We start from the raw sequence: 15,423 nt of genomic DNA, 5'->3' as shown, positions 1-15,423 counted from the left end.
CAAACGCCGCCATGCCGCATACGCTGGCGGTTATGACTACCACCGCATCTAGCCGCTCTACCGCAGAGTCTCCCGTGATCGATCCGGTGGACAGTGCACCGGAGCCGTATTTCCCTCCACCGTCTGAGGCTCCCCGCAAAACCGTGCGGGTGCTGCCGTTCAGCGCACCGTTCGGGTGGTTGGCTGCTGCGTGGCGTGATCTGGTGTCTCAACCCGGCATTGCGGCTTTCTATGGGGTGGCCTTCACCATCATGGCGGTGATTTTGAGCGCGGTGTTTCGCAACAGCCCGGAGTACACCATGACGATTGCCTCTGGCTGCTTGCTGGTGGGCCCGTTTCTGGCCATGGGCTTGTACGAGGTGAGCCGTCGACGGGAGGCTGGCATCACGCCTACGCTGGGGTCGTCCATTACCTGCTGGGATGCACATTTGCCCAGCATGGCGATGCTGATTCTGGTGTTGATGGTGCTGGAGTTGCTGTGGGGCCGCGCGTCCTTGGTGGTGTTCGCGGTATTTTTCAACACCGGCATGCCTTCCACCACGGGGGTGATCCAGGCGGTGTTCAATCCGGAGAACTGGGAGTTCGTGGCGGCCTACACGGTGGTCGGGGGGGCTTTTGCGGTGCTGGTGTTTGCGACCTCAGTGGTGTCCATTCCGATGATTCTGGATCGCGATACCGATGCCATTTCTGCCGCTATCACCAGCATCGAGGTGTTTTTCCGCAATGTGGCGGTCATGGTGCTGTGGGGTGGCTTGCTTACCGGGCTGTTGGTACTGGGCATGTTGTTGCCTTGGCACACCGGCCTGCTCGTGGTCGGCCCCTGGTTGGGGCACGCGAGCTGGCATGCCTACCGCGGCGCCGTGCTGTGGCCGGAGGCCGAAACGCCCCCAGAGGCCGCCGAAAACGCAGCAGGCCCGGGTGACCGGAGCGCCTGAGGTGGTAAAGTGCTTCCAATTAACGAAAGCACACATTGGCAACACCCAACTACGGATACGAAAAACGTCAGAAAGAACTGGCTAAACGCAAGAAAAAAGAAGAAAAGCTCAAGCAAAAAGCAGAGCGCAAAACCGGTGACGGCGTGGAGCTGACGCCCAACGAAGCCGCTGAACAAGCCGCTTCGGCAGGCGGCGAAGCCCCGGCAGAACCCGAAGCTTCTTAAGCCTTCTGATTTCCCCTTGGCGCGCCAGCGCCGGCAACGACCTCTTGTGGCTTTACGACCTCAAGAGGTTTTTTATTGCCGGCCACATGGTGTTGAGGATGGTGGGATGCGCCTCTTCCTTGGGGTGGATGCGATCGGCCTGAAACAAGGCAGTGGCGTTCGGGGCATCGGCCACCCCCTTCAATAAAAACGGCACCAGGGCTGCCTTGGTGCTTTTGGCCACGGTGGCAAAGGTGTCGCTGAAGCGCTTGGTGTAGTCCTGCCCGTAGTTGGGCGGCACCTGCATGCCGGCGAGTACTACCTTGGCGCCGCTGGCCTGGGCGGTCTGGGTCATGGCCAGCAGGTTGTCGTGCGTCATGGTGAGCGGCAAGCCGCGCAGGGCGTCGTTACCCCCCAGCTCAATCACGACCACCGTGGGTTGGTGCTGGGCTAACAGCGCGGGCAGGCGGGAACGGCCACCGGAGGTGGTGTCGCCGCTGATGCTGGCGTTGACGACGCTGGCTGCGAGCTTGTCTTTGGCCATGCGCTGTTCCATCAGGGCCACCCAACCGGTGCCGCGCTTGAGGCCGTATTCCGCGCTCAGCGAGTCGCCCAGCACCAGCACCTTGGCAGGGGCATCCTTGGCATGCGCGGCATTTGCCCCTGCAAAAGAGGCCAAAATGAGCAGCGCGATACAGTGTCTACGAACTACAGAGAGCCCCATGAGTGATTCCATTATTTCGGTTGAGCATGTTTTCAAGGCGGTGACAGATTCCACCGGCACGCTGGAGATCCTGCGTGACATTGATTTTGCACTCAATGCCCGTGAGACCGCAGCCATTGTGGGGGCTTCAGGCTCGGGCAAAAGTACCTTGCTGTCCATCATTGCCGGGCTGGATACACCCACCGGCGGCACCGTGCGGCTGGCCGGGCAAGACATTTTTGCGCTGGACGAAGATGCCCGCGCCGCGCTGCGTGCCCGGCAGGTGGGCTTTGTGTTCCAGAGCTTTCAGCTCTTGGGCAACCTGACCGCGCTGGAGAATGTGATGCTGCCGCTGGAGCTGGATGGCCGAAAGGATGCCCGCACCGCCGCCACCGAAATGCTCTCGCGCGTGGGCTTGTCGCAGCGCTTGAACTCGTACCCCAAGGTGCTGTCAGGTGGTGAGCAGCAGCGCGTGGCGCTGGCCCGGGCCTTTGTGGTCCAGCCCGCTGTGCTGCTGGCCGACGAGCCTACCGGCAGCCTGGACTTCGCCACCGGCGAAAAAATCATGGAGCTGATGTTTGACCTGAACCGTGAACAAGGTACCACGCTGGTCATGGTGACCCATGACCGCAGCATTGCTGCACGCTGCGACCGCCGCATCCTCATCGAAGCGGGTCGGGTGGTGGCTGAGTAAATACGGCCGGTCTGTGGTTTTGCTATTGAATTGATAGCTTCTTGCGTACGTTTTATAAGCGCTGGAGCCCGATAAGGCTCTAAATCTCCCCTTGGGGGATCTGTAGCTCCACCACTGTGCCGAGCCCGGGGTGGCTCTCAATCTGCAGCCGGGCCTTGTGCAGGTCAGCGATCAGTTTGGCGGTACTCAGCCCCAAGCCGAAGCCCGGGTGTTTACCGGACTCGTCTGCGCGGTAAAAGCGCTCAAACAGGTGCTGCTGCACCTCCTGCGTCATGCCCTGGCCCTGGTCGGCAATGCGAATGCGCACGCCCCCGGGGTGGTCTGCATCGTTGTGCAAGGGGCCCACATGTACCGTGACCGGCGTACCCGCTGGGCTGAAGGCATAGGCGTTGTGCAGCAGCTCGGTCACCGCCATGGTGATGGCCACCGGGTCCACCCGGCACCAGGGAATCGGGTCGGCGTGCTGCAGCACAGGCGGCTCGCGCCCCTCGGGGAGCTTGAGGGTCTGGGCGGCGGTGGCGCAGAGGGCGCCCAGGTCGGTGAGGCGGGTACGGCGCAGGTCCAGGCCGTTCATGTCCAGCTCCGAGAGGTCCAGCATGCGCTGTAGCAGCTGGTTCAGGTCCTGCGATTTGCGCAGGATGTGTTGCCCCATTTCCTTGACCGCCGCCGTGTTGTGTTCGCGTGCGGCCAGCAGGTCGGCATAGCCATGGATCACCGTGAGCGGCGTGCGTATTTCATGCGCGGCAAACGACATGAATTGCGATTTGCTGCGCTCCAGCTGCATCTCCGGTGTGGTGTCGTGCAGCAGCACGATGGTGCGCAGGCCGGGGTCTTCAAAGGTGTGCACCCGCATGTCCAGGTACCGGGCGGCTGTGTCGGAGCGCACCGGAATGAGGTCGCGGTAGACGTGGTGCTCTTTGTTGTTGCGCACACTCAGCATGCTTTGGGTGACCGACAGGGCCTGCGCCTGCTCCAGCTGAAAATGGCTGCCGATGTGGCGTGCCACCGTGAGGTAGCTGCCGCGCTCCGGCCCCGGCGGCAGGGCCACGAGGGTAAAGCTCTTATCGTTGGACAGCACCAGTTGGCCATCGGCGTCGAAGCCCATGTAGCCCTGGTCCATGGCTTCGAGCACCGAGCGCAGTTGCACCGATTGTTGTTGCAGGCGCAGGTTGGTGGCTTGCAGGGCGTCGTCCGCCTGCTGGAGTTGCCGGGTGCGTTTGTCCACAGCAAGGGTGAGGCGCTGGGTGGAGCCGGTCAGCATCAGGCTGGCCGCCAGCGCGACCCAGGTGAGGGCCATGCCGATGCCCAGCGCCAGAAAGGGCGTGCGGTTGAGTTCATCGGTCCAGAAGTCGCCATGGGGCAGGGCTTGCAAGGCGTATTGCCGGTCGGCAAAGGTGAGGGGGCGGCTCACCGGCTCGGGCACCCGCAGGCTGAGCAAACCGTAGGTGTGGAAGGGGTTGGTCAGCGCGGGCTTGGCCGTGTTGCCGTCTTCAAACAGCACCTGGGTGTCGGCGGGCTCGCCTAGGTCCACAAAACGGTAATGCACCACATGGCGGCGCGCGCTCTCGCCACTGGCGAGGCGGAAGTTGGCAAACCGCAGGGCTTGCACCGCACTGCCCACAATGTCTTCCATGCGCAGCACCGCCACCGTGAAGCCTGCCGGCAGCGGGCGTGCTGCCGCGTTGGTGGACGCAGTGCCGGGGTGGTGGGTGTAAAGCGGGCTGAGGTAGAGCGCGCCCCAGGACTTGCCCGTTTCTTGTGCCAGCTGAATGCGCGGGGTAATGGCCGGCTGGCCGTTGGCAATCGCCCGGTCAATGGCGGCGCGGCGTGCCGGGTTGGCGTGGATATTCAGGCCCAGAGCCGGGCGGTTGCTCTCCAGCGGGGTGATGTGCTCCACCGCGACATAAAAATTGGCGTCCCGGCTGGGCACCAGTTGGCCATCCGGTGCACGGTCGCGCAACGCGGCCTCGGGGCCATAGGCGGCCCGAAGACGGGCCTCAAACGCGGGGCGCTGCGCTTGCGGAATCAGCGGGTTCCAGCTCAGGGCCTGCAGATGGGGGGAGCCGGCGCGCAGGGCGGTGGCGACCTCTTTGAAGTCGTCGGCTTGGTTGCGCGGGCTGGTCAGCAGATAGCTTTGCAGCACATGCACCGCTTGCCGGGTGCTGTGCAGGTCGGTGTTCAGGCGGCTGGCCAGGGCGGCGTTGGAGTCTTGAAAGCGGGTGAGGGTTTGCTGCTCGTTGGTCCAGATGGCGCGTGCCGTCAAGCCCAGGGTGACGGCGCCGGCCAGGGCCACCAAGAGCGTTACCCGCCACTTGCGGGGCTCGTACCAGGCGTCGTCTTGCAGCCAGAGAATGATCAGTGGCAGCAGAATGGCAATGCCCGCCCACTCCGGCAGCAAAAGGCCCGCCGCTTGCAGGCCCCAATGGTTTACCGGCATGGAGCCGGGCCACAGGGCCAGGCCCAGCAGTTGCACCGCGGTGCCCACGCTGGTTGCGAGCAGACCCACACCGCAGATTTGCAGGCTCTTGCGCAGGCGGCGCAATTTGCTGGGCAGTATTTGCAGGGCCAGAATCGCCAGCCGGGCCAGCTCGGTTTGCAGCACCAAGGCGCTGGCCTCTAGGGCGGCCAAGCCCCCATCGTCGGGGGTAGGGGCGCCTTCTCCGAGGCACAGGCTCCACAGCAGGCGCGCGATCCACAGCCCCGGCAGAACCTGGCGGCCGCACATCAGCGCCATGGCCACCGCCACCCCCGAGGCTGCCGAACCGGCTACCCACAAGGCGTTGGGCAGCGCGTAGGTCAGCTGCACCACGGCAGCCACCAGCAGGTACGCCACAGCACTCACGCCATTGGCCGCCAACGGCGACAAGGCCATGAGCCAGGCTGCGGGTCGGCCCACGGTGAGGGCAGGGAGGTCGGGGGTATTCATGAAATTGAAATACTGAGCGAATATCACATTAAAACACCTTAAATGATAAAAGTGAACATTTTTGATTCAATAAGTGTTGAAAAAGACGCTGCCGCCAGTCCGATCGCTGCCCGCCTGTGGGGCTGTGTGTGGTGGCTGCGGGGATAATCCGGGTATGTCATCCCCCAAAGTTCTATTCGGCTTTCATGCCGTGGGTGTGCGCCTCAAGACGGCACCCAAATCCATCATCGAGATTTACTACGAGCCCACGCGCCGTGATGCGCGTATGCGCCAGTTTTTAGAGAAGGTGGCGGAAAGCGGCGTGCGCCTGATTGAAGCCGATGGCATGCGCCTGGCCAAGCTCGCGGGCAGCCACGGCCACCAGGGTGTTGCGGCCCGCGTGCAAGAGATCAAGCAAGTGCATTCGCTGGACGAGCTGCTGGAAAACCTTGAAGCCGCCAACGCCGAGCTGCCGCCAGCAGAGCGCACTAATCCGCTCATTTTGGTGCTGGATGGTGTGACCGACCCGCACAACCTCGGCGCCTGCCTGCGGGTGGCCGATGGCGCGGGCGCCCACTGCGTGATTGCCCCCAAGGACCATGCCGCCGGCATCAACGCCACCGTGGCCAAGGTGGCCAGCGGTGCGGCGGAGACTGTGCCCTACTTCATGGTGACCAACCTGGCGCGCACGCTCAACGAGCTCAAAGAGCGCAACATCTGGATCATCGGCACCAGCGACCAAGCAACTGGCACGCTGTACCAAGCCGACCTCAAAGGTCCCGTGGCCCTGGTGCTGGGCGCTGAGGGCGATGGCATGCGCCAGCTCACTGCCAAGACCTGCGACCAGCTCGTCAGCATTCCCATGCAAGGCGCGGTGGAGAGCCTGAACGTGTCGGTGGCCAGCGGCGTGTGTTTGTACGAGGCCCTGCGCCAGCGCACCGCCGTTGCCCCTTAGTTTGAACCGCAGGGAGTGAGCATGATTGCTATGAAATCAGGAGCTGTTCGGGCATTGTTGGTGAGCGCAATGGCTGCTTTTGTCTTGATGGGCTGCACCCAGGAGCAGCAAAACAAGATCAGCCGCGACATCCAGAACTGGACCGGCACCGATGGTGTGCTGGAGTTTTATGCGGGCGACAAGCTGGTGCGCCGCTTTCTCAAGATCGACAAACTCAGCACCGCCATGGGCACGGACGATGGCAAGCCCCGCAGCTACCGCTTCGGCTATGGCGTGCTGGATGAAAACCTGAACATGCAGGCGGACCCGGGCGAGAAGAAGGTGTACTTCGAAATCAGCGACTTCGGCTCCAACTATCTGTTCTTCGAGAACCCGCGCTAAACGCATTCGCAATGCAGCCCTCCACCGCCTCCCTCAAGCTGGTTGCCGTGGTGGGTGTGCTGTGCTTTTGCGGTCTGACGGTGTACCTGGCACCGCTGCAACCCAGTGTGGTGGCACTGCAGTTCACCTTCACCCCCGATGCGTTTGCCCGCGTGCTGCAATCTTGGGGCCCGGAGGGCGTGCAACTGTTTCGCCGCCACCTGCCGATTGACGGGCTTTTGCTTCTGAGTTACGGCGCTGTCGGATATCTGGCCGTGGTGCGCACCTGCTTTTTTGGCCCCCTCACAATCCGGCTGCCCGTGCGCGGGCTCGCCTTGCTGTTGCCGGTGGCGGCGGCTTTTGATGCGGCAGAAAACTTGCTGCACTGGACGCTGACCGGGGCTGATGCAGGGGTGACGCCAGCCAGCACTGGTTGGTATCTCGCCGCTGGTCTCTGTGCGTCGCTCAAGTGGGCGGGGATTGCGGCGTTTGCGTTTGCCGCAGTGATTGCGTGGGTGCGGCGTTAGGAGGGCTCGGTAGGGCACAAGTGCTGAGTGGTTGTAGACCCAAAACGGCCCTCCGCACGCTTGGAATACCTGCCCAATAGCGGGCATTCGATCTGTTACAAATGAGTCGCCTCTACCGAGGTCGCCTATGCAGCGGAAGCAGACGTTTTTCGAGATAGCCTTTCACATTCGTTCTGATGGATAGACGCAAGAAGTTGTTGTACCGAGGCACGTTCGGCACACTGGCACCACGTGTAAAAGCAATGAAACATACCTTCGCATCATTCCTGGTTTTACTTTGCACCGATGTGAGTGCGAGAGGAGGCTGGTACGGGTTATCGCGTTCAGAAGCTCGCGGGTTTGTTGGGATTTTGTTAGTGGTCTTGACCGCGGTCTACATCTCCGCATTAGTCAAAAATCCAAAATCCACAATCATCTATTCCATATCCCTGATTGCTATCTTGTCGGCGTTCTACGGGTGTTTGTATCTACTCCATGAAGCATGGGGCCTCCCGAGTTCGATTGCTCTAGGTTTGGTGCTCGCAATTGCCGTTTATAAAATTTGCGAGCATTTTTTTCTGCCTGAAATCAAGTAGAAAGCAACAAATGCTCTGGTAAGTTCGGCTGTTTCATTCTCTCGCATTCATGGTTGATTGAATGTCCGGAGATGCCTACGAGAGGGACGTGCGAGAGTAGTCAAATTCCAATAGGATACCCAGAACCTTCTACCTCTCGGCCTTCTCAGATTTACTGTTGGGTTCGCTGCTGCGACTATTGCGTCATTTGAGTGACTGCTTTGGGGCGTCGCGTATGACGCCAATCAGCCTCTTGGCGCCTCGTCTTTGCAGCGAAAGCAGTCGTACAAACAGCCCACCCGTTTCGGAACTTACATTGCAATGGACGCAGCATTCACGAGTCGTTGGAGAACACCGAAACCCTATATTTGGAGCTGCGTAATTGCATCACTTGCCGGTTGGTTTCCAATGTTCATCCTGCAACCGATGATGCATGGTGGAACTCTTGTTGGCGAAGTATTTGTGTTTGCCGGAGTGGTTGTTGGGGGATATTGCACCCTAGAGGTTGTTCGCACCCGTAAGAACATTTGGTCGAAGGCCCTGTGGTCAATTTGGCTTGCCCCGTACGCGGCTACCGTCATATATGGTTTGGTTGAGGCAATTCCCTATGTACCGCGCTTGCTCGTTTTCTAGCTGTACGCCTTTGCAGCGGAGGCAGTCACTCGGAGATATATGTCTGAAACACCCCAACGAACACTAGAGCCAATGTCCCGCTCGGACGTAAACATCTTTTACTTCTTTGAGGCAGTAATTCTTGCGTACTTCATCTTCAAGTCGTTTCAAGGGAGCTTAGGTCTGCCAAGTAGACATGGAACCTTGTTTCTGCAGGGCTGGGCTGCGTGGCTTGGTTGCCTGTCTCATTTAGGCCTTATAGGGCTCACATACTTTCGTTTTGACCCATCGTCTGTACGTTTTACTCATTACGTACGCAGGTGTTGCGGAGTTGTTTGCGTAATTTATTTCTGTGTAGCACTCGGTGTTGCTTCATATTTGGGAACAAGCGTTTGAACCACTGAATATCCGCAATCAGCCTTACGCGTCTATCGCATTGCCGCATTAAAGGCCTCAAATCCAGCCCATCCAACCCGCAATGGCGCCCGCTGCCAGCATCCACAGCAGGTGCAGGCGGGTTTTCCAGACCAGCAGGCAGCTCACCGCGCTCACGGCCCACAGGGCCAAGTGGTGTTCATCCCCTTTGTTATTGGCGGCCAGCAGCCAGCCGGTGGCCACCAGCAGCGCGATCACGATAGGGGCCGTGCCCTGTTTGAAGGCGCGCACGGCCCGGAACTCACGGTTGCGGTGGCCCCAGCGCGAGGCCACAAAGGTGAGGGCGGTGCTGGGCAGCATGATGCCGCTCATGGTGACAGCCACCCCGCCCAAGGCCAGCGCATACGCCTGGCAGGTGGTGGCTGCGGTGCCGGGCGGCACGCCGGCAGCGCCCAGGCCGATGTTCCAGCCCAACAGGGCCACAAACAGGATGTTGGGCCCGGGGGCGGCTTGAGAGAGCGCAATGCTGGAGCTGAATTGCTCGTGGTTGATCCAGCCGCGCTCCACCACCAGGTAGCGCTGCATGTCCGGGGCGGTGGTGATGGCACCGCCGATGGCGAGGATGGAGAGCGAGGCAAAGTGCAAAAAAAGGTCCAGCCACTGGACGGCGGGCAGGGCGGTCATGGGCGTTCCTTGTCAGGGGGCGTGGCGCTGGGGCGGATGCGCCCCAGGCAGTGGTAAGCCCACAGGCAAGCGGGCAGGCCGATCAGGAGGAGCAGCCACGCCAGCGGCAAACGCACAAGGGCCACCGCAACAAAGGTGGCCGCAATGAGCGCCCAGCAGGCCCACAGGCCCATGGTGTTGCTGCGCAGGGCAGGGGTGAGGCGCAAGCCTGCCGCAACGATGAGCCCGGCGGCGACCGCACCCATGCCGCGCAAGGCGCCTTGCACTTGCGGCACATCGGCTACGCCGGCAAACAGGGCGGCAATCAGCAGCACTACCACGGTGGGAAAGCACAGCATGCCGGCCACCCCGGCAAGGGCTCCCCGCCAGCCGAAGTAGCGGTCGCCCAGCATGAGCGAGAGATTCACCACATTGGGGCCGGGCAGAATTTGGGCCACGGCCCAGTCTTCCACAAACTCTTCTGCGGTGAGCCATTTGCGCTTGTCCACCAGCTCCCGCTGCACCACGGCCAGCACGCCACCAAAGCCTTGCAGGGCGAGGATGGAGAAGGCAAAAAACAGCTCGCTTTTGGATCGGGGGGCCGGTCGCGCAGGGGCGGCTGCAGGCGCTGAAGGCGGGGGCGTAGGGGTATCGGGCATGGGCGGCAAGGTGGGGTGCCGTGGCGCCCGAACTGTCCAGCGTCAGGAGGCTGGTGCGCTCGCGGCCCCCACGGGCGTGAACTGGTCGCTATTGTCGCGCAGCCACTGCACGGATCGGGCGGCGCTGTGCTGGCTGGGGTGAAAATCTTCGCGCAGGTAGTCCCGCCACAGGCCGATGTTGCTGCGGATGATGCCCTGCCGGCCGAACAGAAAGGGGCCGGCACTGCGCCAGGTGCTCCAGCGGAACAGGGCTTGGTCGTTCCACAGGTTGCGCACGGTCTGGCGGGTGACGTCGCTCAAAAACGTCCAGGTGATGTAGCGGAACAAGCGCAGCCGCCACGTGTGGTTGCCGCCGATGGCGTGGTACACGTCAAAAGCGGTGCTGCGGTGCTCGCTCTCTTCGGCGCTGTGCCACAGCCACAGGGTGCGCAGGCGCGCTTCGCTGCCGTCCAGGGTGTCGGGATGGGCCAGCATCCAGTCGGCAAACATGGCGGTCAGGTGCTCGGTGGCCGCCGTGGCAGCCACATGCATGCGCACATCCAGGTGGGCGTGGGCCTGCAGGCGGCGCGCAATGCGGCGTTCCATGGCGTTGGTCAGGCCTTGTGCTTCCAGCTGCTGGTTGAAAAGGCTGTGGATACGGCGGTGGGTGGCCTCCTGGCCGACGAAGCCTTGCACCTCGGCGGCAAAACCTTGCTGCACGTCGGGCGGCAGGGTTTTGAGGCCGGCGCGCACCGAGTCCATGAAGTATTGCTCCCCCAGCGGAAAGCTCATCGACAGGGCATTGAAAAATGCTGACTTGAATGCATCGCCACCGCACCAGCGCACCGCAAACGGGGCTTGCAGGTCAATCAGAAGCTTGCGCACGGTGAGGTGGCTCATGGCGGGTTGTTCAGGTAGGGGCGTTCAGGTGCTGGAGTTCGCGGCTCACCCAGTCGATCACTTCGGGTGCGGAGCACATTTGCACATGGCCCAGGCCCTCAAATAACGTGGGGGTGATGCCGGGCAGCGTCTGGGCCCGTTGTGGAAACACAATGTTGTCTTGCGGGGTGAGGGCGATGCGCAGGAGCGCGCGCCGCTCGGGCGACTCGGATTCCGCCAGGCCTTGGAGCCAGGCGCTGTCCCACAACATTTGGCGGCCGTTGGGGGTGGCGTTCTTCTTGGCCGCTTTGGTGCCGGCGTGCGGGGTACCCAGGGTCAGGATGCGCGCGACGCGATCGCTCCCGTGCTGTCGCATCCAGGCGCGAATAGCCAGGCCGCCCATGCTGTGGCCCACCAGCGCAACCCGGGTTTGGCCGCTGTGTTGCAGCAGTTGCTGCACCGAAGTCTCGATATGCGCCGCGTAGTGGTCGATGGACACGAACAGCGGTTCCAGGTTGATGGCCAGTACGTCATGCCCGGCTTCGCGCAGGCGGGGTGTCAGATCGTCCCAGAGCCGGTGGTTGCACACATAGCCATGCACCAGCAATACCGGCACTTGCGGCGTACCACCGGTCGCCGGCAGCACGGCGGGCGGGGCCTCTGCCCAGGGCTGGCGCAGCACAAAGGCCCGGAAGGTGGCCACCGTCTCGCCCCACCAGGCGCGGTAAAACTGGGCCGCTGGCGCATCATGCGCGCGGCTTTTGAGCATGCTGTACGAGGTGGCCAGCACCACGGCCAGCCAGGGCATGAGCAGCGCGCCCAGCATCACATCTCCGGTAGCGCCGTGCCACAACACGGCCAGACCGGCCCCCGCAAGAGCCAGTGCCAATAAAAAGCGTTGCAGGAGTCGGGCGAGCATAGTTTCAGTACACGGGTTGGAAGCGCCGGACGGCGAGTTTCACATCATCGCTGATGGCAAAACCGCCTCCAAATTGTGTGGCCAATGCAGCAGCACGCGCTTCAAACACCTCGATGCCCATGCCGTAGATGAACTGCAGCGCGCCGCCGGTCCACGCCGGAAAGCCGATGCCGAAGATGGAGCCGATGTTGGCGTCGTGCACGCTGGTCAGCACACCCTCGGCCAAGCAGCGTGCGGTCTCCACCGCCTGGCGGTAGAGCAGGCGGTCTTTCAGGTCGGTGATGGTCCAGGGGGCATCGGCCTTTTCAAACAGGGGTTTGAGTTCAGGCCACAGAAACTTCTTGGCACCTTTCTCTGTGGGGTATTCGTAGAAGCCGGCGCCACCCGCGCGGCCCGGGCGGTTGTGCTGCTTGACCATGGTCTCCACCACCAGTTCGCCCGGTGTGGCGGTGTAGGTCTTGCCCTCGGCCTCAAAGTCTTTGCGGGTCTGCTCCATCACATGCAGGCTCAGCGTGAGTGCGGTTTCATCCAGCACGGCCAACGGGCCGACGGGCATGCCGCACTGGATGCCGGCGTTCTCGATGGCGGCGGCTGGAATGCCTTCGCCCAGCATGGCTGCGCCCTCCATCACAAAGGTGCCAAACACGCGGCTGGTGAAGAAGCCGCGCGAGTCGTTCACCACGATGGGGAACTTGCCCAGGGCCTGCACATAGTCGTAGGCGCGGGCCACGGTTTCGTCGTCCGTCTGTTGGCCCTTGATGATTTCCACCAGCTTCATCTTGTCCACGGGGCTGAAGAAGTGGATGCCGATGAACTTCTCGGGTTTGGCGCTCGCCGTGGCCAGACCGGTGATGGGCAGGGTGGAGGTGTTGGAGGCGAAGAAGCCGCCGGGCGCGAGCAGCGGCTCGGCCTCCTGTGTCACGCGGGCTTTCAGTTCCCGGTTCTCAAACACGGCTTCGATGATCAGGTCGCAGCCCTGCAGGTCGGCCGCGCTGCCGGTGGGGTGGATCAGGTCGAGGATGGCCTGTTGCGCCTCGGGCTTCATGCGGCCCTTGTCCACGCGGCCCTGGGTGATCTTGGCGCTGTAGCTTTTGCCTAGGTCAGCCTTCTCCTGGCTCACGTCCTTCAGCACGGTGGAAATGCCTTTGCTGGCCTGACTGTAGGCAATGCCCGCGCCCATCATGCCGGCTCCCAGCAGGCCTACCTTGGCGGGCTTGAAGCGCGGCACGCCGGCGGGGCGACTCTGGCCGCTCTTGATGGCGTTGAGGTTGAAGAAAAAGGTGTTGATCATGGCCTTGGCCTGCGCGCCGGACATGAGCTTGGCCAGATACCGGCTCTCGATGCGCAGCGCGGTGTCCAGGTCCACCTGCAGGCCTTCCACCATGCAGGCGATGATGGCTTCGGGCGCGGGGTAGAGGCCGCGGGTGTTCTTCTTGATGACCGCTGGCACCACCGGCAACATGCCAGCCACGGCGGGCGAGGAGGGCAGGCCGCCGGGCACCTTGTAGCCCTTGGCTTCCCAAGGGTGCTGGGCGTTGGGGTTGGTGGCGATCCAGGTCAGGGCCCGGGTTTTCATCTCCGCTGCGGCATCGGGGCCAGACGCTACCAGCTCGTGCACCAGGCCCAGGCTCTTGGCCTGGCTGGGGCTGAAGGTCTTGCCCTCCACCAGGTAGGGCTGTGCGCCCATCAGGCCCAGGTGGCGTGTCATCTTGGTCACGCCGCTGGCGCCGGACAGCAGGCCCAGCGTCACCTCGGGCAGGCCGAACTGGGTCTTCTTGTCGTCCACGGCGATGCGGTAGTGGCCCACCAGCGCTACCTCCCAGCCGCCACCCAGCGCTGTGCCGTTGAGCAGGCTGACCACCGGTTTGCCCAAGGTCTCGATGGTGCGGAAGTTCTTTTTGACACGTTCGATCTCTTCAAAGATGCGTGGCGCGTCCGCCGGCGTCAGGCGCATAGCGGCCTTGAGGTCGGCACCAGCAAAGAAGGTGCTCTTGGCGGACGCCAGCAGGATGCCGGTGATGCTGTCCTTGTCCTGCAGCACGCGGGCGGCCACGGCATCCATGTCTTCCTGCCACTGCAGGCACATGGTGTTGACGGGGGAGTCCGGCTCGTCAAAGGTGATGGTGGCGATGCCGGCGTCCAGGGAGTAACGGATGGTTTTCATGGTCGGTGAATGCTATTGAATTAGGAGCTGCTTACGCAATGAATACGGGCGCTAGAGGCCAAAAGTGCTTTAAATTCGCTCGATGATGGTGGCAATGCCCATGCCGCCGCCCACACACAGTGTGGCCAGGCCGTAGCGCAGCTTGCGGCGGTGCAGCTCGTCAATCAGCGTGCCCAGAATCATGGCGCCGGTAGCGCCCAGCGGGTGGCCCATGGCTATGGCGCCGCCGTTCACGTTCACCTTGTCGTGCGGCACCTTCATCTCTTTCATGAAACGCATCACCACGGCGGCAAAGGCTTCGTTCACCTCAAACAGGTCGATATCGTCCACCGTCAGCCCCGCCTTGGCCAGTGCCTTGCGCGTGGCGGGCATGGGGCCGGTGAGCATGATGGCGGGGTCGGCACCGCTCAGCGCGGTGGCGACGATGCGGGCGCGCGGCGTCAATTTATGCGCCTTGGCGGCGGCCTCGTTGCCCACCAGCACGGCGGCTGCGCCGTCCACAATGCCCGACGAGTTACCCGCATGGTGCACATGGTGGATGCGCTCCACCTGCGGGTAACGCGTGAGCGCCACGGCGTCAAAGCCCATGCCGCCCATGTCGGCAAACGCGGGCTTGAGCCCGGCCAGTCCTTCCAGCGTGGTGCCGGGTTTGATGAACTCGTCGCGCGCCAGAATGGTCTGGCCCAGCGCGTCTTTCACGGGCCGTACGGACGCATCAAAGTAGCCCGCCGCCTGCGCCTTGGTGGCGCGGCGCTGGGACTCGAGCGCGTAGGCATCCACATCGGCGCGGGTGAAGCCTTCCAGCGTGGCGATCAGGTCGGCGCCAATGCCTTGCGGCACAAACAGGGTTTGCGAATTGGTTTCGGGGTCCATGGCCCAGGCGCCGCCGTCGGAGCCAATCGGCACGCGGCTCATGCTCTCCACACCGCCGGCCACCACCAGGTCTTCCCAACCCGAGCGCACCTTTTGCGCTGCCATATTCACTGCTTCGAGGCCGGAAGCGCAGAAGCGGTTGATCTGCACGCCCGCGGCCTGGAAGTCCCAGCCCGCCTTGAGCGCGGCCACCTTGGGGATGACGGCGCCCTGGTCGCCCACGGGGGAGACCACGCCCATCACCACGTCGTCCACACGAGCCGTATCAAAGCCGTGGCGCTGCTGCAAGTCGGTCAGCAGGCCGGCCAAGAGAGTGACGGGCTTGACCTCGTGCAGGCTGCCGTCTTTCTTGCCCTTGCCGCGCGGGGTGCGGATGGCGTCAAACACAAATGCTTCGCTCATGGGGTGTCTCCTCGGGATGTGCGGGCGCAGGTCAGGGCCTGCTTTTTCAGTTGGAATGCAGT

At 62.8% G+C, this 15,423-nt stretch carries 15 protein-coding genes; 7 read left to right on the top strand and 8 right to left on the bottom strand.

Annotation, left to right across the window (positions count from 1 at the left end):
• The first annotated feature begins 32 nt into the window (after positions 1-32).
• Both FDM28_RS12770 and FDM28_RS12765 read left to right on the top strand, forming a co-directional pair.
• Positions 33-935: a DUF2189 domain-containing protein gene (locus tag FDM28_RS12770; RefSeq protein WP_138515658.1), complete on the top strand. Its 903-nt coding sequence runs from the start codon at positions 33-35 to the stop codon at positions 933-935.
• Between the two features lie 35 nt (positions 936-970).
• On the top strand, positions 971-1,159 hold the full coding sequence (locus FDM28_RS12765) for a hypothetical protein (protein ID WP_138515656.1): 189 nt from the start codon (positions 971-973) through the stop codon (positions 1,157-1,159).
• Positions 1,160-1,211: 52 nt separating this feature from the next.
• Here the strand turns inward: FDM28_RS12765 and FDM28_RS12760 are convergent, their stop codons facing one another.
• Complete coding sequence (locus FDM28_RS12760) at positions 1,212-1,862, bottom strand: arylesterase (protein ID WP_138515654.1); 651 nt, start codon at positions 1,860-1,862, stop codon at positions 1,212-1,214.
• On the opposite strand from FDM28_RS12760, the gene FDM28_RS12755 reads away from it, so the two are divergent.
• Positions 1,861-2,535, top strand: a complete 675-nt coding sequence (locus FDM28_RS12755) for an ABC transporter ATP-binding protein (protein WP_206021969.1) — start codon at positions 1,861-1,863, stop codon at positions 2,533-2,535. The genes FDM28_RS12760 and FDM28_RS12755 overlap by 2 nt on opposite strands.
• A gap of 79 nt (positions 2,536-2,614) precedes the next feature.
• On the opposite strand, the gene FDM28_RS12750 is transcribed toward FDM28_RS12755, so the two are convergent.
• Entirely contained in the window at positions 2,615-5,461 is a 2,847-nt protein-coding gene (locus tag FDM28_RS12750; RefSeq protein ID WP_138515650.1) for a CHASE domain-containing protein, read from the bottom strand.
• Positions 5,462-5,615: 154 nt separating this feature from the next.
• Between FDM28_RS12750 and rlmB the strand changes: the two genes are divergently transcribed.
• The 4 genes from rlmB to FDM28_RS17675 all read left to right on the top strand — a co-directional run bounded on the left by rlmB (position 5,616) and on the right by FDM28_RS17675 (position 7,857).
• The gene (gene rlmB, locus FDM28_RS12745; RefSeq protein WP_138515648.1) at positions 5,616-6,395 is read left to right on the top strand and encodes a 23S rRNA (guanosine(2251)-2'-O)-methyltransferase RlmB; all 780 of its coding nucleotides are present in this window, start codon (positions 5,616-5,618) and stop codon (positions 6,393-6,395) included.
• Positions 6,396-6,464: 69 nt separating this feature from the next.
• Positions 6,465-6,776, top strand: coding sequence for a hypothetical protein (locus tag FDM28_RS12740; RefSeq protein ID WP_240791999.1), 312 nt, complete (start codon positions 6,465-6,467; stop codon positions 6,774-6,776).
• Positions 6,777-6,787: 11 nt separating this feature from the next.
• Positions 6,788-7,282 carry a hypothetical protein gene (locus tag FDM28_RS12735; protein ID WP_138515646.1) on the top strand — a complete coding sequence of 165 codons (495 nt, stop codon included), beginning with the start codon at positions 6,788-6,790 and terminating at the stop codon, positions 7,280-7,282.
• Positions 7,283-7,458: 176 nt separating this feature from the next.
• Positions 7,459-7,857 carry a hypothetical protein gene (locus tag FDM28_RS17675; protein WP_206021968.1) on the top strand — a complete coding sequence of 133 codons (399 nt, stop codon included), beginning with the start codon at positions 7,459-7,461 and terminating at the stop codon, positions 7,855-7,857.
• A 1,044-nt stretch (positions 7,858-8,901) separates the two neighbouring features.
• Here FDM28_RS17675 and FDM28_RS12730 read toward each other — a convergent pair.
• From FDM28_RS12730 to FDM28_RS12705, 6 genes are all read right to left on the bottom strand, one after another.
• Positions 8,902-9,507 carry a chromate transporter gene (locus FDM28_RS12730; RefSeq protein WP_138515644.1) on the bottom strand — a complete coding sequence of 202 codons (606 nt, stop codon included), beginning with the start codon at positions 9,505-9,507 and terminating at the stop codon, positions 8,902-8,904.
• The gene (locus FDM28_RS12725) at positions 9,504-10,145 is read right to left on the bottom strand and encodes a chromate transporter (protein ID WP_138515642.1); all 642 of its coding nucleotides are present in this window, start codon (positions 10,143-10,145) and stop codon (positions 9,504-9,506) included. The genes FDM28_RS12730 and FDM28_RS12725 overlap by 4 nt, the downstream gene beginning before the upstream one ends.
• Before the next feature lie 42 nt (positions 10,146-10,187).
• On the bottom strand, positions 10,188-11,024 hold the full coding sequence (locus FDM28_RS12720) for a metal-dependent hydrolase (RefSeq protein ID WP_138515640.1): 837 nt from the start codon (positions 11,022-11,024) through the stop codon (positions 10,188-10,190).
• 10 nt (positions 11,025-11,034) lie between these two features.
• Positions 11,035-11,922 (bottom strand): lipase family alpha/beta hydrolase, encoded by an 888-nt coding sequence (locus FDM28_RS12715; RefSeq protein WP_138515638.1) that lies wholly within the window; start codon positions 11,920-11,922, stop codon positions 11,035-11,037.
• Positions 11,923-11,926: 4 nt separating this feature from the next.
• Entirely contained in the window at positions 11,927-14,086 is a 2,160-nt protein-coding gene (locus FDM28_RS12710) for a 3-hydroxyacyl-CoA dehydrogenase NAD-binding domain-containing protein (RefSeq protein ID WP_138515636.1), read from the bottom strand.
• Between the two features lie 69 nt (positions 14,087-14,155).
• Positions 14,156-15,361, bottom strand: coding sequence for an acetyl-CoA C-acetyltransferase (locus FDM28_RS12705; RefSeq protein ID WP_138515634.1), 1,206 nt, complete (start codon positions 15,359-15,361; stop codon positions 14,156-14,158).
• Positions 15,362-15,423: the final 62 nt, after the last annotated feature.

The sequence above is a fragment of the Rhodoferax bucti genome, from assembly GCF_005876985.1.
GTDB classification, from domain to species: domain Bacteria; phylum Pseudomonadota; class Gammaproteobacteria; order Burkholderiales; family Burkholderiaceae_C; genus Allorhodoferax; species Allorhodoferax bucti.
This window is presented reverse-complemented; position numbering and strand designations above follow the sequence as displayed.

Bases quoted from the DNA above. Each gene is read 5' to 3' on its own strand.
- FDM28_RS12770 (WP_138515658.1), top strand. From the start codon at position 33: ATGACTACCACCGCATCTAGCCGCTCTACCGCAGAGTCTCCCGTGATC.
- FDM28_RS12755 (WP_206021969.1), top strand. From the start codon at position 1,861: ATGAGTGATTCCATTATTTCGGTTGAGCATGTTTTCAAGGCGGTGACA.
- FDM28_RS12760 (WP_138515654.1), bottom strand. From the start codon at position 1,862: ATGGGGCTCTCTGTAGTTCGTAGACACTGTATCGCGCTGCTCATTTTG.
- FDM28_RS12750 (WP_138515650.1), bottom strand. From the start codon at position 5,461: ATGAATACCCCCGACCTCCCTGCCCTCACCGTGGGCCGACCCGCAGCC.
- rlmB (WP_138515648.1), top strand. From the start codon at position 5,616: ATGTCATCCCCCAAAGTTCTATTCGGCTTTCATGCCGTGGGTGTGCGC.
- FDM28_RS12740 (WP_240791999.1), top strand. From the start codon at position 6,465: ATGGCTGCTTTTGTCTTGATGGGCTGCACCCAGGAGCAGCAAAACAAG.
- FDM28_RS12735 (WP_138515646.1), top strand. From the start codon at position 6,788: ATGCAGCCCTCCACCGCCTCCCTCAAGCTGGTTGCCGTGGTGGGTGTG.
- FDM28_RS17675 (WP_206021968.1), top strand. From the start codon at position 7,459: ATGGATAGACGCAAGAAGTTGTTGTACCGAGGCACGTTCGGCACACTG.
- FDM28_RS12730 (WP_138515644.1), bottom strand. From the start codon at position 9,507: ATGACCGCCCTGCCCGCCGTCCAGTGGCTGGACCTTTTTTTGCACTTT.
- FDM28_RS12725 (WP_138515642.1), bottom strand. From the start codon at position 10,145: ATGCCCGATACCCCTACGCCCCCGCCTTCAGCGCCTGCAGCCGCCCCT.
- FDM28_RS12720 (WP_138515640.1), bottom strand. From the start codon at position 11,024: ATGAGCCACCTCACCGTGCGCAAGCTTCTGATTGACCTGCAAGCCCCG.
- FDM28_RS12715 (WP_138515638.1), bottom strand. From the start codon at position 11,922: ATGCTCGCCCGACTCCTGCAACGCTTTTTATTGGCACTGGCTCTTGCG.
- FDM28_RS12710 (WP_138515636.1), bottom strand. From the start codon at position 14,086: ATGAAAACCATCCGTTACTCCCTGGACGCCGGCATCGCCACCATCACC.
- FDM28_RS12705 (WP_138515634.1), bottom strand. From the start codon at position 15,361: ATGAGCGAAGCATTTGTGTTTGACGCCATCCGCACCCCGCGCGGCAAG.